General features: G+C 51.0%; 16 protein-coding genes. 2 read left to right on the forward strand and 14 right to left on the reverse strand.

Features of this window, described 5'->3' with window-relative positions:
* Positions 1-80: 80 nt before the first annotated feature.
* Genes HJV72_RS15135 through HJV72_RS15150 form a run of 4 tightly spaced genes read right to left on the reverse strand, consistent with a single transcriptional unit; the run spans position 81 to position 4,422 of the window.
* Positions 81-1,097, reverse strand: coding sequence for an NAD(P)H-dependent glycerol-3-phosphate dehydrogenase (locus HJV72_RS15135; RefSeq protein WP_208072164.1), 1,017 nt, complete (start codon positions 1,095-1,097; stop codon positions 81-83).
* Positions 1,098-1,109: 12 nt separating this feature from the next.
* Positions 1,110-1,751 (reverse strand): glycerol-3-phosphate 1-O-acyltransferase PlsY, encoded by a 642-nt coding sequence (gene plsY, locus HJV72_RS15140; RefSeq protein WP_208072166.1) that lies wholly within the window; start codon positions 1,749-1,751, stop codon positions 1,110-1,112.
* 2 nt (positions 1,752-1,753) lie between these two features.
* Positions 1,754-3,082: a ribosome biogenesis GTPase Der gene (gene der, locus HJV72_RS15145; protein WP_208072168.1), complete on the reverse strand. Its 1,329-nt coding sequence runs from the start codon at positions 3,080-3,082 to the stop codon at positions 1,754-1,756.
* A gap of 32 nt (positions 3,083-3,114) precedes the next feature.
* On the reverse strand, positions 3,115-4,422 hold the full coding sequence (locus HJV72_RS15150; protein ID WP_208072170.1) for a DUF512 domain-containing protein: 1,308 nt from the start codon (positions 4,420-4,422) through the stop codon (positions 3,115-3,117).
* 195 nt (positions 4,423-4,617) lie between these two features.
* On the opposite strand from HJV72_RS15150, the gene HJV72_RS15155 reads away from it, so the two are divergent.
* On the forward strand, positions 4,618-5,793 hold the full coding sequence (locus HJV72_RS15155; RefSeq protein WP_208072172.1) for a ribose-phosphate pyrophosphokinase: 1,176 nt from the start codon (positions 4,618-4,620) through the stop codon (positions 5,791-5,793).
* Between the two features lie 299 nt (positions 5,794-6,092).
* On the opposite strand, the gene HJV72_RS15160 is transcribed toward HJV72_RS15155, so the two are convergent.
* The 10 genes from HJV72_RS15160 to udp form a co-directional block, all read right to left on the reverse strand.
* Positions 6,093-7,523, reverse strand: coding sequence for a polysaccharide deacetylase family protein (locus tag HJV72_RS15160; protein ID WP_208072174.1), 1,431 nt, complete (start codon positions 7,521-7,523; stop codon positions 6,093-6,095).
* 68 nt (positions 7,524-7,591) lie between these two features.
* Positions 7,592-8,755 (reverse strand): phosphoglycerate dehydrogenase, encoded by a 1,164-nt coding sequence (locus tag HJV72_RS15165; protein ID WP_208072176.1) that lies wholly within the window; start codon positions 8,753-8,755, stop codon positions 7,592-7,594.
* Positions 8,756-8,757: 2 nt separating this feature from the next.
* Positions 8,758-9,840 carry a 3-phosphoserine/phosphohydroxythreonine transaminase gene (gene serC / locus HJV72_RS15170; RefSeq protein WP_208072178.1) on the reverse strand — a complete coding sequence of 361 codons (1,083 nt, stop codon included), beginning with the start codon at positions 9,838-9,840 and terminating at the stop codon, positions 8,758-8,760.
* 33 nt (positions 9,841-9,873) lie between these two features.
* The gene (gene ilvB / locus HJV72_RS15175; RefSeq protein ID WP_208072180.1) at positions 9,874-11,556 is read right to left on the reverse strand and encodes a biosynthetic-type acetolactate synthase large subunit; all 1,683 of its coding nucleotides are present in this window, start codon (positions 11,554-11,556) and stop codon (positions 9,874-9,876) included.
* A 17-nt stretch (positions 11,557-11,573) separates the two neighbouring features.
* Positions 11,574-13,247, reverse strand: a complete 1,674-nt coding sequence (gene ilvD, locus HJV72_RS15180) for a dihydroxy-acid dehydratase (RefSeq protein WP_208072182.1) — start codon at positions 13,245-13,247, stop codon at positions 11,574-11,576.
* 79 nt (positions 13,248-13,326) lie between these two features.
* Positions 13,327-14,409: a 3-isopropylmalate dehydrogenase gene (leuB, locus tag HJV72_RS15185; RefSeq protein WP_208072184.1), complete on the reverse strand. Its 1,083-nt coding sequence runs from the start codon at positions 14,407-14,409 to the stop codon at positions 13,327-13,329.
* Positions 14,410-14,506: 97 nt separating this feature from the next.
* On the reverse strand, positions 14,507-15,697 hold the full coding sequence (locus HJV72_RS15190) for a phosphopentomutase (RefSeq protein WP_208072186.1): 1,191 nt from the start codon (positions 15,695-15,697) through the stop codon (positions 14,507-14,509).
* A 42-nt stretch (positions 15,698-15,739) separates the two neighbouring features.
* The gene (cdd, locus tag HJV72_RS15195) at positions 15,740-16,138 is read right to left on the reverse strand and encodes a cytidine deaminase (RefSeq protein WP_208072261.1); all 399 of its coding nucleotides are present in this window, start codon (positions 16,136-16,138) and stop codon (positions 15,740-15,742) included.
* 59 nt (positions 16,139-16,197) lie between these two features.
* A complete protein-coding gene (deoC, locus tag HJV72_RS15200; protein ID WP_208072188.1) occupies positions 16,198-16,863 on the reverse strand; it encodes a deoxyribose-phosphate aldolase in 666 nt (221 codons plus the stop codon).
* 2 nt (positions 16,864-16,865) lie between these two features.
* Positions 16,866-17,654 (reverse strand): uridine phosphorylase, encoded by a 789-nt coding sequence (udp, locus tag HJV72_RS15205; RefSeq protein WP_208072190.1) that lies wholly within the window; start codon positions 17,652-17,654, stop codon positions 16,866-16,868.
* Positions 17,655-17,787: 133 nt separating this feature from the next.
* Here udp and HJV72_RS15210 point away from each other — a divergent pair, with 133 nt between their 5' ends.
* A complete protein-coding gene (locus HJV72_RS15210; RefSeq protein WP_208072192.1) occupies positions 17,788-18,462 on the forward strand; it encodes an MgtC/SapB family protein in 675 nt (224 codons plus the stop codon).
* The last annotated feature ends 47 nt before the right edge of the window (positions 18,463-18,509 follow it).

Below are 18,509 nucleotides of genomic sequence, written 5' to 3' on the forward strand. Positions count from 1 at the left end.
ATCTGTGTGATAGTCGCAGTTCCCGGACGCATCGGAGCATCTGCCCCATACCTCCACAGCGGCGTCTTAGTTTACTAAACTCACATTTCCTTCCACGGCAGCGCACTGTGCTCTGCCTTGCTGTCTCTGAGCATGAGCTCGTTGACTGCCTCCCTCGGATTCTTGTCTTCAAACAGCACTTTGTTCACTTCCCCGATAATCGGCAGTGCCACATCATACTTCTCCCCGAGCTTCACAGCCGCTTTTGTGGAATACACTCCTTCCACGACCATCTTTACTTCGTCCATCGCCTCCTGCATGCTCATGCCCTGGCCGATAAGATAGCCTGCCTTCCGGTTACGGCTGTGCTGGCTGGCGCATGTGACGATCAGGTCTCCGATTCCTGTAAGCCCGGTAAAGCTTTCTACCGCACCGCCCATCTTCACGCCAAGCCTTGCTATCTCTGCGATGCCACGGGTGATGAGCGCCGCTTTCGTGTTGTCACCATAGCCGAGTCCGTCTGCGATGCCTGCCGCCAGAGCGATGACATTTTTAAGAGAACCACCGAGTTCCATGCCGAGCATATCCGGGCTCGTATATACGCGGAACACTTCATTCATGAACATCTTCTGGAGATATTCCGCCGTCTCTCTCGTCCTCGCCCCAATCACCACGCTCGTGGGCAGCCCCCTGCCTACTTCCTCCGCATGGCTCGGTCCGGACAGCACTGCCACGTCTGCCTGCGGAATCTCTTCTTCAATCTGCTGCGAGAGGGTCATAAGCGTCGTCTCTTCAATGCCTTTTGCCACATCCACGATAATCTGCCCACCCGCCACAAAAGGCTTCATGCTGCGCGCCGTGCTTCTCGTAAATGGAGACGGCACCGCCAGCACGAGAAAGTCTTTTCCTCTGATAGCTGCTTCCATATCCGTCGTAAATTCCATGTCTTCCGGAATCTTAACTCCCGGGAGCTTGCTCGCGTGCTCCCTCTTCGTGGAGAGCATCTCCACTTCTTCCTTGCTGATAGACCAGACGGCCACCTCGTGTCCGTTCTTGTGCAGCAGAAGCGCCAGTGCAGTTCCCCAGCTGCCTGCTCCCATAATACCTACGTTTGCCATAATATATCCTCCTTATTTCCTGCCGAGACTCAGTTTATTTTCCGTCCCGTTCATCAACCTCTTTATGTTCGCCCTGTGCTTAAAGAAGGCAGACAGCACGAGCAGCGCCGCTACGCCATACATTTCCCACAGATGGCTTCCCGACACGCCGAATCCCCCCATCTGCCCGTACACGACTACCTCTGCCAGATATATGATCACGACAGCCAGTGAGCCGAGAGAAACGTATCGGGTGCCTGCCACGATTCCGACGAACACGACAAGGCAGATAAGTACCATCGTTATGTTCACCGTACTGATAATCAGGCCGGCTGTGGCCGCAATCCCCTTTCCGCCTTTGAATCCGAGATAAAACGGATAATTATGGCCAAGCACGGCTCCCATGCCGGCATACATAGACAGTACCGGTATCATGTCCCCATGGGTCTTCCTATAAATAAGGTATACCACTACGACAGCGAACACACATTTAAAGCAGTCTCCCAGGAAGGTCACGGCACCGGCCTTAAAGCCGAGCGTGCGCAGGGCATTCGTCGTCCCCGCGTTGCCGCTCCCCTGCTTTCTGATGTCTATTTGGTGGAGTCTGCCATAGATATATCCTGTCTGCAGTAAGCCAAATGCGTATCCGATAATCACACATATCAAGCGTTCCATAACTACCGTTCCTTTTCCTTTCTCTCCCGCACAAAGAATTTCAGCGAAGTCCCCTTGAATCCGAAAGCCTCGCGTATTTTATTTTCCAGATACCTCGTATAAGAAAAGTGCATGAGCTCCTTGTCATTGACGAAGATGACAAAGGTCGGCGGCTTTACCGATACTTGCGTAATGTAATAAAGCTTCAGCCTCTTCCCTTTGTCTGAAGGCGGCTGCTGCATTGCAACCGCTTCCATCATAATCTCATTGAGCACCCCGGTCGCCACACGGAGCGTCTGGTTTTCGATGACCATGTCAATCTGATCGTATAACTTGTTCAGGCGCTGCCCCGTCTCTGCTGACACATACATGATTTCTGCATAAGGCATGAAAGAGAGCACCTGCCTCACACGGTGTTCATACTCACGCATGGTCTTGTCATTTTTCTCGATGGCATCCCATTTGTTCACGACGATAATGACGCCTTTGCCACGCTCATGGGCAATCCCTGCAATCTTGGCATCCTGCTCTGTCACGCCCTCTTCCGCGTCGATGACGACAAGCACGACATCCGCACGCTCCACGGCAGTGACGGTACGGATAATGCTGTACCGCTCCAGCTCTTCTTTGATCTTGCTCTTCCTGCGTAGCCCTGCCGTATCGATGAAAATGTATTCCCTGCCGTCATGTACGATCTTCGTGTCTATGGCATCGCGTGTCGTACCAGCCACTTCGGATACGATGACGCGCTGCTCTCCGAGCAGCTTGTTCACGATGGAAGACTTGCCCACGTTCGGCTTCCCCACGATGGCAATCCTGGGACGTTCGTCCTCTTCCTCTTCGGCGCTGTGCTCCGGAAAGAATTCCACCACACGCTCCAGCATATCCCCGATACCGAGACGGGACGCCGCCGATACCGGCACAGGATCCCCGATTCCAAGGTTGTAAAACTCATACACGTCCGGCATGAACTTGTCAAAGCTATCGACTTTATTGACGACGAGCACTACCGGCTTCCCGGACCTGCGGAGCATATCCGCCACTTTTGAATCGGAATCTACAAGCCCCTGCCTCACATCCGTAATGAAAACGATGACATCTGCCGTGTCAATCGCTATCTGCGCCTGCTCTCTCATCTGAGACAGGATAACATCCTTGCTCTCCGGCTCGATTCCTCCTGTATCGATGAGCGTAAACTCTTTGTCAAGCCAGCTGACCTCCGCATAGATCCGGTCTCTTGTCACTCCCGGAGTGTCTTTTACGATTGATATCATCTCGCCCGCCAGTACATTAAAAAGTGTGGACTTGCCTACATTGGGCCTCCCCACGATAGCTACAACTGGTTTACTCATATTTTTTCTCCTACTCTATATTCAGTCCATTCCTATCTTATGATTGCTTCTATAAAATCTCGTCCGCTTGATTTTACAATATCTGCCTGGACTTGTAAAGTCTCCTTCAGCTCGTCAAGCGTCACGTCGTCGAGAAACACTTCTTCTTCGCTCCGGAACATATTGCAAGGAAGCAGAAGGCGTCCGCCGAGCTCCTTCCCTTTTAGCTGGCTCATCAGATCCTGCCCGGTAATGAGGCCGGATACCGTGATGAGCTCCCCGAAGAAATCATTCCGTATCGGATATACACGTACCGTCGTGCCCGGATATTTCTCCTTAAGCCGCTCTGCCATCTTTCTGATGTACGGTTCTGCCAGATAGCCGGTCGCTATCGACACTTCCCGCTCTTGAGCATCCCCTTCTAGCTTTGCATAAGCCTCTTCAAACTCATTTTCAAGTAGACGCAGCATGCCGACGCCGTTCTCAAGCTGAAGATAGCCGTCATACCGTTCCTCTTCCGGCATGTCCTGCCCTGCAAGGACATACCACTCATCACCGGCATGTATGAAGTGCAGCCCGTATTCTTCGTACAGCCTGTCCTGCCAGCGATGTATGGTCTCAAGCACTTCCCGGGCATCCTCCTTTGTAAACGGTTCCAGAGGATAGAGGCCGTCCCTGTATCTCGTCAGCCCGACAGGCACTACCGACACGCTCTGCAGATGCGGCAGATAGCGGGACATGTCGCGGATGCTCCGCTCCAGCTCTTCTCCGTCGTTGATTCCCTTGCACAGCACGATTTGGCCATTCATCGTGATACCGCCCTCGTACAGCCTGTCCACCTTCCCAAGCGCATCTCCCGCGAACCGGTTGTGAAGCATCTTGCAGCGAAGTTCTGGGTTCGTCGTATGGAAGGATATATTGATCGGCTCCAGATGGTAGGTTATGATGCGCTCGATATCATGGTCGTTCATATTTGTGAGCGTGATATAATTGCCCTGCAGGAAGGACAGGCGGGAGTCGTCATCCTTAAAATACAGCGTCTCCCTCATTCCTCCCGGCATCTGGTCGATGAAGCAGAACATGCACCTATTGCGGCAGGAACGGTACTCATCCATCAGCCCCTGCTCGAATTCGATTCCGAGATCTTCTTCGTAATCTTTTTCAATCTCAAGCTCCCACTCCTCCCCGTCCGGCTTTTCAATCAATAAGACGAGTTCCTCTTCGTTTACACAGTAATGATAATCAAATACATCTTCTATTATGGTATCATTAATGGACAGCAACCTGTCTCCGGGCTCGATTCCCATCTCCTGCGCGATGCTTCCCGGGACGATTTCCTTAATGACATGTTCGTGGTTCATACGTAAGCTCCTCAGTTCTATTTTATCTTAGCCTTATTATTATACCCCACCTTCAGAAATTAGTCTACCCGAAGGCAAAAGGGTGTTGACCATCCGATGGAAAAGGTGATATAAATAAGTTGTACGAATGTGTATACATATTGGACTGCTGTCATTCAGCAAGTGCAAAATATTGTTAAGATACAGGAGAATATCATGCCGAATATTAAACTCATGGAAGAAGCCCTTCCGGTAGCACCACTTAAGATTGCGGCTCTGGAGAGCTGCAGGGAGCTTGGGCAGAAAGTAAATGATTACATCGTACGGTTCCGCCAGGATACCTTGAGAGAATCCCTCGATTCCCCCCTCTTTTCCAGCTACCAGCTTGAAAATTATCTGATTGAATGTAAATGTCCCCGTTTCGGCACAGGCGAAGCGAAAGGAATTATCGGAGAATCCATACGGGGCAAGGATCTGTTCCTTATGGTCGATGTCTGCAATTACAGCCTCACTTACACGGTGAACGGCCACCTGAACCATATGTCTCCGGATGACCACTACCAGGATCTGAAACGAATCATCTCCGCCGCCACCGGCAAAGCGCACCGCATCAATGTTATCATGCCATTCTTGTATGAGAGCAGGCAGCACAAAAAGACGAAGAGGGAATCTCTTGACTGCGCCCTTGCGCTGGAAGAGCTTATGGAGATGGGCGTAAGCGATATCATTACCTTTGATGCCCATGACCCGCGCGTCCAGAATGCGATCCCGCTCCAGGGCTTTGATAACTTCAACCCGCCCTATCAATTCATGAAAGCCCTGCTTCGGGCCGAACCGGACCTACCGGTAGACAAAGACCATCTGATGGTAGTAAGCCCCGACGAAGGTGCTATGCACCGGGCGGTATATTTCTCCAACGTACTCGGGGTAAACATGGGCATGTTCTATAAGCGCCGTGATTATTCCACCGTGGTAGGCGGCAAGAATCCTATCGTAGCCCACGAGTTCCTCGGTGATGACATCAAAGGGAAAAATGTAATCATCGTGGATGATATGATCTCTTCCGGGGAGAGTATGCTGGACGTGGCGAAGCAGCTGAAGGAACGAGGCGCGGGACGGGTATTCGTATGTACTACGTTCGGACTGTTCACGGAAGGTTTTGACAAGTTTGACGACTATTATGAAAATGGATATATCGACAGGGTCATCACGACGAACCTTACGTACCTTCCGCCGGCTGCCTATGAAAAGCCGTACTTTGTCGTCGCTGACTTAAGCAAGTTCATCGCCCTGATTATAGATTCTCTGAATCATGACATTACAATCGGGTCTGTTTTAAATCCGACAGACAAGATTCATGCGTTGCTCGAAAGACACAACGCTAAAAAGTAAGGGATACGGGAATCCCCTCAGCAAAAAAGAAGCCTGGCCCCTCTCGGGTCCGGCTTCTTTTTCCCTCTCAATACTTTATAATCAGTGCTTCTCCATGTATGTCGTAAGAGCAGTCTTCTCTGTAAAGTATTTCTTTAAAGCAGAAACTAAATTCTTCATCGAATCTCACTTCCTTTTATATCAATCTCTTATTTTTCTTTCCGTTAAAAGATTAACACTTGTGGGAAGCATTGTAAAGATATATTTTTAACAAACTTTGTATTTTTATGCAGGTTGTTTTTGTGCATTTTTTAACAATGTCAGAAATTCGTATACACTCCGCCATTGTTCAATATGTCCCCCTTCGCCGCTGCAAGTTCGGACACCGTCACAAGCTGGTATCCCTCGTCCAAAAGTATGGGAATCAGTTCCAGTGCCGCATCTACGCTCTCCGTATGTATATCATGCATAAGGATGACATCCCCGTCTTTGACGCTCCCCATGACTGCATCGATTGTCTTCTGTGCATCCCTTGTCTTCCAGTCCAGCGTATCGATGTTCCAGAGCATCATCGGCATGCCGGCCACTGTCTTCATCGTACTGCTTATGGCACCATAAGGAGGGCGCAGCAGGCTGGCTTCCTGCCCTGTGGCCTTCCGTATGTTCTCATTGGTCTTGCTTATCTCGCTCTGTACGCCCTCCTCGTCCATCTTGGACAGGTCGGCGTGGTCATAGGAGTGATTGCCAAGCTCGCAGCCGAGCTCCTTCATCCGCTTCACCTGATCTGCATAGGAAGGCACCTTCTGCCCAAGCATGAAGAACGTGGCATGGGCGTTATATTTCTGGAGCGCGTCCAGAAGCTCTTTCGTCCGGGGACCCGGACCGTCGTCAAAGGTGAGCGCGACCATCGGCTTGTCCGGGTCGATGCTGCTTTCTTTTTTAGACAGCAGCCTGCCGTCTTTATCAAACACGCATAGTGTCAGGCCTAGATATTTTTCCCCCGTTACCATCTTCGCTTCATTGTCAAAGTAATACGTCGCACCGTCTAGTTCCTGCCAGCCTGCGGCTGCGGCACCTTTCTCTGTAAAATAGTAACGGCTCTGTTCAATATCCTGCCAGCCTGTCTTCATGACACCTTCTGCATCAAAATAATATATTGCACCATCAATATGACTGAGTCCTGTCGCTTTATTGCCATCCTCGTCGAAATAATAGGTATTCCCTTTTGATACTACGAAGTCATCTATCACATAGCTTCCATCATAACGCCGGAATCTGGAGCCTTCCCATTCCCCTACCGGATTCTTTACACGGATAAGCCCGTCTTCCACTTTGATTGAGACAAGGCCGACCCATGCGTTCTCCAGCGCTTTTTTAATCTTCTCGTCCAGTATTACCTGCACCGGATAATCGCCCTCTGCCGAAGCGTCCGCCTCACATTTAAGCGTATAGCCTTTTTTGCCGTTCAAGTCATCCAGCAGGTCTCTGACCGTATAGCCGGATTCTCTGTCCAGCACCGCCCGGTCATTGCCCTCCCCATATATCCGCACTTTGACCTGTGGGAGCTCTTCTCCCTGCAGTATCTCGCCGGACGTGGCCATGATGACTATCTGTTCTTTCTGCTCCGCCGCTGCCGCTGTCTTAAACAGAAGGAACGGCATAAGGCAGATGACAAAAAGAGCAGGAATCCTGATATAGATTCCGGCTCTTCCTTTATTTCTTCTATGTCTTCTGTGTACCCTTCTTTTCATTCGTATTTCTCCCCTGTAATGACCAGCCTGCTCCCCCGTCTAGTCCCAATATACAACATTTTGGACTGTTATTCAATGATTCTTACTCTTCTCACCCCTTTTATTTTCATCAGTTCATCCGTCACGCCGGCCGGCACTTCTGAATCGATATCAATCATCGTATAAGCGAATTCGCCTTTGCTTTTATTGGCCAGATCTGCGATATTAAGATTTTCTTCCGCCAGCACTTTAGTGAACTGGCCAAGCATGTTCGGAATGTTGTGGTGAAGCAGCACGATTCTGGTATTTGCACCTTTGTATCCCATGTCGCAGTCCGGGAAATTGACGGCATTCGTTATGTTGCCGTGTTCGATATAATTCCGAATCTGCTTCACAGCCATCTTTGCACAGTTATCTTCCGATTCTTCCGTGGAGGCTCCGAGATGCGGTATGACGATTGCTCCCTTCACCCCTGCCATAGCAGGTGTCGGAAAGTCTGTCACATAGTGCTTCACATGGCCTGACAGCAGGGCATCGATCATAGCTTCTTCATCTACGAGCACATCCCTTGCAAAGTTCAGGACGACAATCCCTTTCTTCATGAGGTTGAGCGCGTCGGCATCGATCATCCCTTTGGTACTGTCGAGGGCAGGTACATGAATCGTGATATAGTCGCAGTCCTTGTATATCTCATCCACGGTCTTTGCATGACGGATGCTTCTGGAAAGCCTCCACGCCGAGTCCACGGACACGTATGGGTCATACCCGTATACTTCCATTCCGAGATGTGTGGCGACATTTGCCACGAGCACGCCGACGGCTCCAAGGCCGATGACACCAAGCTTCTTGCCGTCCAGTTCACAGCCGGCGAAGGCTTTCTTGGCCTTCTCGGCGTCTTTGGCTATATTGCCGTCCTCCTCATTTTCCTGCACCCAGTTGATTCCGCCGATGATATCCCTGGATGCAAGGAGCATGCCTGCAATCACAAGCTCTTTTACGCCGTTGGCATTAGCTCCTGGCGTGTTGAATACTACGACGCCGTTCTCAGAGCAGCGCTCAAGCGGTATATTGTTCACGCCGGCCCCGGCCCTTCCGATTGCCTTGAGGTCAGGGCCGAGCTCCATCTCATGCATGGATGTGCTTCTGACGAGTACCGCATCTGCAGCTTTTGCATCACTTACCGGGACGTAGTCTTCTGTAAATTGTTCCAACCCTACGCCGGAGATTGGATTTAAGCAATGATATTTATACATGATTACAAATTCTCCTCTTCAAACTTTTTCATAAACGCAACAAGAGCTTCCACGCCTTCTTCTGGCATGGCATTGTAGATGCTGGCCCGCATGCCGCCCACGCTCCGGTGTCCTTTCAGGTTCTCAAATCCGGCCTCCTTGGCCTCTTTCACGAATTTGGCGTCCAGTTCTGAGCTGCCTGTTATAAACGGGACATTCATCAGAGACCTGTCTTTTGCTTCTACCGTTCCGCTGAACATCCTGCTGGCATCCAGATAATCGTACAGTATCTTCGCCTTCTTCTCATTACGCTCCTTCATGGCGGCAAGTCCTCCCTGCCGCTTCAGCCAGCAAAACACCTTGCCGCATATGTATATGCCATAAGCCGGGGGCGTATTGTAGAGGGAACCTGCATCCGCATGCGTCTTATACCGGAGCATGGTCGGCGTTCCCGGAAGTACGTCGTCTGTTATGAGATCTTCTCTCATAATGACGATGACAACTCCGGCCGGTCCCACGTTCTTCTGTACGCCGCCATATATGACACCGTACTTCGCCACATCCACGGGTTCAGACAGAAAGCAGGATGACACGTCAGCCACGAGCGTCTTTCCCTTCGTATCCGGGAGCTGTTTGAATTTCGTTCCGTATATCGTATTGTTCTCACAGATATATACATAGTCTGCGTCATCTGACACAGGCAGGTCTGTACAGTCCGGAATATAAGAAAATGTCTTATCCTCGGAAGAAGCGATTTTATTGGCTTTTCCATATTTCACCGCTTCAGCATAAGCCTTTTTTGACCACTGTCCTGTGACGATATAGTCCGCGACCCGGTTCTTCATCAGGTTCATCGGAATCATCGCAAACTGCTGGGACGCTCCCCCTTGCAGGAACAATACTTTATAATTGTCAGGAATGTCCATCAGCTCTCTAAGATCTGCCTCTGCCGAGTCTATAATCTCCTGGAACGCTTTCGAACGGTGGCTCATTTCCATTACGGACATGCCGGTCCCGTTATAGTCAAGCATCTCTGCCGCTGCTTCCGTTAACACTTCCTCCGGCAATACTGCCGGGCCTGCTGAAAAATTATACACTCTGCTCACAATACATCCCTCCACTTTCTTATTCCGTAATAATTATCTGCTTCTTTCTTCCAGGTCTTTTTCATCAAAAGCTTCGCTGATTGCCGCGCCGGGCGCCACCATCGGCCACACCTTTTCATCAGAATCTATCTGGCAGTCGATGACGACCGGCCTTCCAAGCGTAAGTGCAGCTGCGAATGCCTCTTTGAACGCTTCCCTCGTCTCAGCGCGGACTCCGGCAGCGCCGAGCGCCTCCGCCAGCTTAACGAAATCCACATTGTCATTCAGCACCGTAGCCGAATAGCGTTCTCCGTAGAACAGGTTCTGCCATTGTCTCACCATGCCGAGCACATGGTTGTTGACTACGACCTGGATAATCGGGATATTATAACGCGCTGCGGTCGCAATCTCATTCATGTTCATGCGGAAGCAGCCATCCCCTGCTATATTGACGACGGTCTTATCTGGCATGCCGATCTTCGCGCCGAGAGACGCCCCGAGGCCGTAGCCCATCGTTCCGAGGCCGCCTGATGTGAGAAAGGTTCTTGGTTTCGTAAACTTGTAGAATTGGGCGGCCCACATCTGATGCTGCCCTACTTCCGTTACGATGACAGCATCTCCTTTCGTCTGGCGGTATATCTCTTCGACCACGAAGGGGCCGGTCAGCTTATCCTCATGGTAATTGAGCGGGTACTGTTCCTTATAGGCCATGATCTTCTCTATCCACTCCGTGTGGCTGTGATTCTCGAGCCTGTCGTTCATAATGCCGAGAGCTACTTTAATATCACCAACCACACCATCGGTAATGAGTACGTTTTTATTCATTTCAGCGGCATCCACATCAAACTGCAGGATTCTGGCATTTCTGGCAAATTTCTTTGCATTTCCTGTCACCCGGTCGCTGAACCTTGCGCCTATCACAATCAGAAGGTCACATTCGCTTACCCCGTAATTGGCGGTCTTCGTCCCATGCATGCCAAGCATCCCTGTGTACAGCGGGTCTGTCCCCGGGAAGGCGCCTTTTCCCATGAGGGAATCTGTGACAGGGGCATCCACCTTTTTCACAAATTCATAGAGCTCCTTGCTCGCGTCTGCAAGCACCGCTCCTCCGCCAACAAATATGTATGGTTTCTTAGATTTTGAGATAATCTTAAGTGCGCTCTCAATCTCTTCTTCACAGATGGCCTGCGAAGCTGTCACGGGAGCAATCTCCTGTTTCTTATATTCTGCCTTGTTGGCTGTCACATCCTTGGGGATGTCGACCAGTACCGGGCCGGGCCGGCCTTTTTGTGCTATCACAAATGCCTTCCTGATTGTGTCGGCCAGGTCTTTTACATCTTTGACGATATAATTATGCTTCGTTATCGGCATCGTGATGCCCGTGATGTCTATCTCCTGGAAGCTGTCTTTCCCAAGCAGAGAGACACCGACATTACACGTAATTGCCACCATCGGGATGGAATCCATGCAGGCCGTCGCAATCCCTGTCACCAGGTTTGTAGCACCCGGTCCGCTCGTCGCAAAGCACACGCCGACCTTACCGGTTGCCCTCGCATATCCGTCGGCCGCGTGCGCAGCCCCCTGTTCATGTGATGTCAGGATATGTGTTATCTCATCACTGTGCTTATATAATTCGTCGTATACATTCAGTATCGAGCCTCCGGGATAGCCGAATACGGTATCTACCCCCTGCTCCTTCAGACACTCTATGACGATTTCTGCTCCTGTCAATTGCATACCTTCGTATCTCCTATCTATTTATTCTTCGGCACTTCCAGGATGGCTCCCCTGTTGCCCGACGTAACCATAGACGCATATCTTGCCAGATATCCTGTCGTAATGCGTGGCTGTCTCGGCTCCCATGCCTTCTTTCTCTTCTCCATCTCTTCCTCCGTCACATCCAGTTCGAGTTTCAGCCCCGGTATATCAATCTTGATGATGTCTCCCTCTTCAATAAGAGCGACCGGTCCGCCTACAGCGGCTTCCGGAGACACGTGGCCGATGGATGCTCCCCTGGAAGCTCCGCTGAACCGTCCGTCCGTGATGAGGGCGACGGAGGAGCCGAGGCCCATGCCGGCTATCGCGGAGGTCGGGTTGAGCATCTCCGGCATACCCGGTCCGCCCTTTGGCCCTACATAACGGATAACAACCACATCTCCGGCTGCGATTCTGCCTCCTTTGATGGCGTCAATGGCGTCTTCCTCGCAGTCGAATACTCTGGCAGGTCCTTCGTGCACAAGCATCTCTTCTGCAACTGCGGAACGCTTCACGACGCTGCCGTCCGGTGCGAGATTTCCTTTCAGTACCGCGATTCCCCCTGTAGTACTATATGGATTGTCGATTGTTCTTATGACCTCAGGGTCTTTGTTGATTGCCCCTGCTATATTCTCGCCGACGGTCTTTCCAGTCACCGTCAGGCAGTCCGTGTGCAGAAGCCCTTTCTTGTTCAGCTCTGCCATGACGGCATACACGCCGCCCGCTTCATTTAGATCTTCCATATAGGTAGGTCCTGCCGGTGCCAGATGACACAGGTTCGGCGTCTTCTCGCTGATTCCGTTTGCAAAGTCTATCTCAAAGTCCATCCCGATCTCATGGGCAATCGCCGGGAGATGGAGCATGCTGTTGGTCGAGCAGCCGAGTGCCATGTCAACCGTCAATGCATTCAATATGGCATCTTCGGTCATGATGTCTCTTGGACGGATATCCTGTTTCCACAGTTCCATCACCTGCATGCCTGCATGCTTCGCCAGGCGGATCCGCTCTGAATACACCGCCGGAATCGTACCGTTGCCGGACAGTCCCATGCCGAGCACCTCCGTCAGGCAGTTCATGCTGTTGGCGGTATACATGCCGGAGCATGACCCGCACGTCGGACATACCTTTTTCTCGAACTCACATACATCTTCTTCCGTCATCGTTCCCGCCGTATAAGAGCCGACTGCCTCGAACATGCTGGAAAGGCTCCGCTTCTTACCCTTCACATGTCCTGCAAGCATGGGGCCTCCGCTGACGAATATGGTCGGCACGTTGATTCTTGCAGCCGCCATCAGAAGTCCGGGCACGTTCTTATCACAGTTTGGCACCATGACAAGCGCGTCAAACTGGTGCGCCAGTGCCATAGCTTCCGTAGAATCGGCTATCAAGTCTCTTGTCACAAGAGAATATTTCATTCCGATATGTCCCATGGCGATTCCGTCACATACCGCGATGGCCGGGAACACGATTGGTGTCCCTCCCGCCATGGCAACCCCCATCTTAACGGCTTCAACAATCTTATCCAGGTTCATATGACCCGGAACAATCTCATTATGTGAGCTCACGATACCGACAAGCGGCCGTTCCAGCTCCTCCTTCGTATATCCGAGCGCATTGAATAAAGACCTGTGGGGTGCCTGCTGCATCCCCTTCGTTACTGTATCACTTCTCATATTATCCCTCCTGGCTGACTAATTCAGGACGTAATCTTTTTGAAAAGGGTTACGTCCCAAATTTAACTTTATGGTGTACCTAAATGGATTCTGCTATCAGGTTTCCCATTTCTTCTGTTCCTATCTGTGTCTTTCCTTCTGACATGATGTCGATGGTGCGGAAGCCTTTTTCCAAGACTTTTGCAACTGCTGCCTCTACCGCGTCGGCTTCCTTGTCAAGATCGAAGCTATATCTGAGCATCATGGCCATGGATAGTATTGTCGCTATCGGATTGGCAATTCCTTTTCCTGCTATATCTGGCGCTGAGCCGCCGCTTGGCTCGTACAGTCCGAACTTTGTCTCGTTCAGGCTTGCGCTTGCAAGCATGCCGATAGAGCCGGTCACCATGCTTGCCTCGTCGGAGAGGATATCTCCGAACATATTTTCTGTCAGGATGACGTCAAACTGCTTCGGATCTTTTACAAGCTGCATGGCACAGTTATCTACCAGCATATGCTCCAGCGTCACTTCCGGATAGTCTTCCGCTACCTCTTCCACGACATTCCGCCACAACCTGGACGTATCGAGCACATTGGCCTTGTCTACGCTCGTCACTTTCTTCCTTCTCTTGGCGGCAATATCAAAACCGCGCTTTGCAATCCGTCTGATTTCATTCTCATTGTATGTAAGCGAGTCACGTGCCGTAAGAACGCCGTCTATCTCCCCGGTACTCCGTTCCCCGAAGTACAGCCCGCCGGTCAGCTCCCGCATGATGACCATGTCAAAGCCACCTTCCGTAATCTCTTTCTTCAGCGGACATGCTCCTTTCAATTCGTCATACAGCACCGCCGGCCTTAAGTTGGCAAACAGGTTCAGCTCCTTGCGTATCTTAAGCAGCCCGGCCTCCGGCCGTTTGGACGGCTCAAGCCGGTACCACGGAGATGTCCCGGCATCACCTCCGATGGATCCCATGAGCACGGCATCACATGCCTTTGCCGCCGCTACCGTCTCATCCGTAAGTGGAATGCCATGTACATCGATAGATGCGCCTCCCATTAGCAGCTGTGTATATTTACACGTATGTCCGTATACTTCCGCAACCTTATCCAGCACTTTCATGGCTTCGGCTACAATCTCCGGACCGATTCCGTCTCCTTTTATCACCCCGATGTTCAGGTTCATATGCTCTCATCCTTCCTGTATAAAAATTCAGTAAAAAAATCTATAGAATTAATCATATCCTATTTTAATGTTTGTTTCAAGACTTTAATTCGCTAAATTACTCAAAGTAGCTTAGCAGTGAATGTCCTATCGTACCTTCCGGCATCTCCACATGGAAATTCTCCGCTATCGTCGCTCCTATCACGGCAAATGTATCCTGTTCCCCAAGGCTGCCTGATCCGTCCAGAGATTGGGAGTACACGAGCAGTGGTACCTTTTCCCTCGTGTGGTCTGTCCCCTTGAAGGTTGGGTCATTTCCATGGTCTGCCGTTATCATCAGCAGGTCATCCTCCCGCAGCAGATCCAGCAGCTGTCCAAGCTTTTTGTCAAAATGTTCCAGCTCCGCCGCATAGCCTTCCGGGTTCCTCCTATGTCCCCACAGCGCGTCGAAGTCTACCAGATTCACAAAGCAGAGGCCGTGAAAGTCCCTTTCCGCTGTCTCTGCCGTCTGTTCCATGCCCTGGACAGAGCTTTTGGATTTGACAGCTTCCGTTATCCCTTCTCCGGCAAAGATATCTTTGATCTTCCCGATAGAAATCACGTCATATCCCGCCTGCTTAAGAGCATCAAGCACCGTGGGGCCGGAAGGTTTTACAGCGTAGTCATGCCGGTTGCTCGTACGGACGAACTCGCCTTTCTTCTTCCCTATATACGGCCTTGCGATTACCCGCCCGACTTTCCACTCATCTTTCATCGTCAGCTCCCGTGCAATCTCACAGCATCGGTACAGCTCCTCAAGGCCGAACGTCTCCTCGTTTCCGCAGATCTGGAGCACCGAATCCGCAGATGTGTAGACGATCATATGGCCGGTCGCCACCTCTTCCTCCCCGAGCTCTTCGAGAATCTCCGTGCCGCTTGCACTTTTATTGCCGATAACCTTATGTCCTGTCCTTTCTTCCAGCTCTTTTATCAGCTCATCCGGAAAGCCGGTCTCTGTGAACGTCTTAAAAGGCTTCGTCGTATAGATTCCCATCATCTCCCAATGACCGGTCATCGTATCCTTTCCATTGCTCCGCTCCTTAAGGACCCCGCAGTAACCTGCGAGCTTCTCCTGGGTAGCTTCATGCATGTATGGAAGTATATTCCATATGCCGAGCCTGGCAAGATTAGGCAGTGAAAGTCCGGGAACCGTTTCTACGATATGCCCGAGCGTATCAGCTCCCTCATCCCCGAACTGCGCCGCATCTTCCATCGCTCCGATACCGAGCGAATCCAGTACAATGACAAATATCCTGTGAAATCTCTCCATATGGCAGACCCCTTTCTGTTAACATGCTTTTATGATACCCGCCTAACCCTCCAGATTGCCCGGGCCGAATCCCAGAGGGAACAATTCTTCAAGCGTGTGTATCTCATAATGATCCTCATCAGCCGCAAGGATGATATAAAAATCATCCGGCCGGCAGAACTCCATCATGACCTGGCGGCACATGCCGCATGGAGGGCATATGCCGTGTCCGCCCTTCTGGTCCTCGTTTACGATGCAGATGGCTGCAAAATCCCGCTCTCCTTCGCTGACCGCTTTGAATATAGCCGTGCGCTCCGCACAGTTGCCCGGAGAATAAGCGGCGTTTTCAATATTACAGCCGGTATATACTGTACCTCCTGTTGTGAGAAGCGACGCTGCAACCTTAAAATCAGAATAAGGCGCATAGGAAAAGTCAAGCGCTTCCTTCGCCCGATGTATCATGAGCCGCACCGGTAATTTTTCTTTTTTCAACCCCAACACTCCCTCTTACTATATATCGTTTACTTTATATCGTTTCCTTTGCTCTTCGCTATCTTGACGATCCGGCTCGTTCCAAGCCTTCCTGCTCCAAGCTCCAGGAAATCTTCTGCGTCCTGAATGGAGCGGATACCTCCCGCTGCCTTAATCTTCACATCCGCACCCACATGCCTGGCAAAGAGCCTCACGTCGCCAAACGTCGCTCCTTCTGATGAAAATCCTGTCGATGTCTTGATATAATCGGCCCCTGCTGCCGTAACGATCTCGCACATCTTCACTTTCTCTTCTTCGCTGAGAAGGCACGTCTCGATTATCACCTTAAGCAGCTTTCCGTCCGCCGCCTCTTTTAATTGCCGTATCTCTGACTCTACGCAGTCATACTTTTTGTCCTTGACCCATCCGAGGTTGATGACCATGTCGAGCTCGTCGGCCCCGTTTGCCACCGCATCCTTTGTCTCCGCCACTTTAACCGCTGTCGTATTATACCCGTTCGGAAACCCGATAACCGTACACACGGCCAGCTTATCACCCACATATTCCTTTGCCTGCCTGACGTAGGAAGGCGGTATGCACACGGAAGCGGTATGGTAGGCCATGCCATCGTCACAGATGCCGCGTATTTCCTCCCATGTGGCAGTCTGAGCAAGTAAAGTGTGGTCTACGTGCTTTAGTATTTCCTCTATTTTCATAATTATTTCTCCTCCTTACGTCTGTCCTTTTTTATCAGTATACGGATTGCTTCAACTGCTGCCTGAATCGGCGCTTCCGTATCGTGTACGACCGGGTTCGGAAGCCCTTTTCTGGCCCGTTCCTGATTCGCCATGACGAGCATGACGGAGCCGACCCTGGCACGCAGGCAGCTGCCGACGATGTACAGCGCTGCCGACTCCATCTCAGAGGCAAGGCAGCCACATCTGACCCATGCGTTCCATTTCTCCATGAGCTCATATCCGACCGGCTTCGTATCCGGCGAATGCTGCCCGTAGAAGGAATCCTTGCACTGCACCACGCCGGTATGATAGGTGAGGTCCAGATTGGCGGCGGCCTCCATCAGGGCATTCACAACTGTGATATCCGCAACAGCCGGATACTCGATGGGTGCATACTCTTTGCTCGTCCCTTCCATACGTATTGCACCTGTCGCTATCACGATGTCCCCACTCTTTACTTCTTCTGCCATCCCTCCGCTCGTACCGACGCGGATGAATGTATCCGCACCTGTCCTGACGAGCTCTTCCATGGCAATCGCCGCGGACGGTCCTCCGATACCGGTGGACGTCACGCTTACTTTCTCACCGTCCAGAAAGCCTGTATATGTGACATATTCCCTGCTGTCGGCAATCAGCCTGGCATCTTCAAAATGTGCGGCAATCTTTTCACACCTCTTCGGGTCGCCCGGAAGGATTACATACCTGCCAACTTCCCCTTTGGCAACCTGTATATGATATTGTCTGTCTTTGTCCTCTGAATAGTTGATCATGTGCACATCCCCTTTCTTTTTCCTTCCTATATCATATCATTCTGTCCCTTGATAAACCAGTCTTTCCTGACAATTGTATGGTTTTTTACCTGTGCATCATATATACTTATATATAGAAAAAGGAGGTATGGATATGTCAACTGCCGTTCTTATGCAATTAGAATATTTTCTTCGTGTGCTTGGAGCTGCTGCCTGCGGCGCAGTTATCGGCTACGAACGCGAAAGCCACATGAAGTCCGCCGGCATCCGGACGCATGCCATCGTAGCCCTCGCCTCTTCGCTCATGATGGTCCTGTCAAAATATGGATTTTATGACATCCTGGCCAGAGAGCATATCGGCCTTGACCCGTCACGTATCGCCGCCGGTGTCGTCACCGCAGTAGGATTCCTCGGAGCAGGCGTCATATTCAACCGGAAGATGAATGTGATAGGTATAACGACCGCGGCAGGCATATGGGCAACTGTAGGCATCGGCATGGCATTCGGCGCAGGAATGTATGCATTAAGCGTCGCTTCCTCCCTGTTTATCGTATTCCTGCAGTTTCTGTTCCACACGAGGTTCCTGTACGGCAGAAATGCGATTATGGAACAGATAACGATACAGGTCGACTCCAAAGAGGAGATAAAAGAGCTGCTGGGCGGCATCTTCTCGTCCAGCAAGATAAAGATATCCAACATCAATGCCAGACGGATAGACGATACGACGCTGGAAATCAAGCTGTATGTAAAATTCCCCGAATCTTACGATATATATGAAATATTCACACTGTTAAAAAACAATCCACAAATCAAGTCAATAGATATATAATTCGAAAGGGGTCAGACCCCTGCAGCTGCAGGGGTCTGACCCCTTTC

It is taken from the genome of Extibacter sp. GGCC_0201 (assembly GCF_017566055.1).
GTDB lineage: Bacteria > Bacillota > Clostridia > Lachnospirales > Lachnospiraceae > Extibacter.

Excerpts from the sequence above, each read along its gene's own strand:
- HJV72_RS15135 (WP_208072164.1), bottom strand. The coding sequence starts at position 1,097 with ATGGCAAACGTAGGTATTATGGGAGCAGGCAGCTGGGGAACTGCACTG.
- plsY (WP_208072166.1), bottom strand. The coding sequence starts at position 1,751 with ATGGAACGCTTGATATGTGTGATTATCGGATACGCATTTGGCTTACTG.
- der (WP_208072168.1), bottom strand. The coding sequence starts at position 3,082 with ATGAGTAAACCAGTTGTAGCTATCGTGGGGAGGCCCAATGTAGGCAAG.
- HJV72_RS15150 (WP_208072170.1), bottom strand. The coding sequence starts at position 4,422 with ATGAACCACGAACATGTCATTAAGGAAATCGTCCCGGGAAGCATCGCG.
- HJV72_RS15155 (WP_208072172.1), top strand. The coding sequence starts at position 4,618 with ATGCCGAATATTAAACTCATGGAAGAAGCCCTTCCGGTAGCACCACTT.
- HJV72_RS15160 (WP_208072174.1), bottom strand. The coding sequence starts at position 7,523 with ATGAAAAGAAGGGTACACAGAAGACATAGAAGAAATAAAGGAAGAGCC.
- HJV72_RS15165 (WP_208072176.1), bottom strand. The coding sequence starts at position 8,755 with ATGTATAAATATCATTGCTTAAATCCAATCTCCGGCGTAGGGTTGGAA.
- ilvB (WP_208072180.1), bottom strand. The coding sequence starts at position 11,556 with ATGCAATTGACAGGAGCAGAAATCGTCATAGAGTGTCTGAAGGAGCAG.
- ilvD (WP_208072182.1), bottom strand. The coding sequence starts at position 13,247 with ATGAGAAGTGATACAGTAACGAAGGGGATGCAGCAGGCACCCCACAGG.
- leuB (WP_208072184.1), bottom strand. The coding sequence starts at position 14,409 with ATGAACCTGAACATCGGGGTGATAAAAGGAGACGGAATCGGTCCGGAG.
- HJV72_RS15190 (WP_208072186.1), bottom strand. The coding sequence starts at position 15,697 with ATGGAGAGATTTCACAGGATATTTGTCATTGTACTGGATTCGCTCGGT.
- cdd (WP_208072261.1), bottom strand. The coding sequence starts at position 16,138 with ATGATACATCGGGCGAAGGAAGCGCTTGACTTTTCCTATGCGCCTTAT.
- deoC (WP_208072188.1), bottom strand. The coding sequence starts at position 16,863 with ATGAAAATAGAGGAAATACTAAAGCACGTAGACCACACTTTACTTGCT.
- udp (WP_208072190.1), bottom strand. The coding sequence starts at position 17,654 with ATGATCAACTATTCAGAGGACAAAGACAGACAATATCATATACAGGTT.
- HJV72_RS15210 (WP_208072192.1), top strand. The coding sequence starts at position 17,788 with ATGTCAACTGCCGTTCTTATGCAATTAGAATATTTTCTTCGTGTGCTT.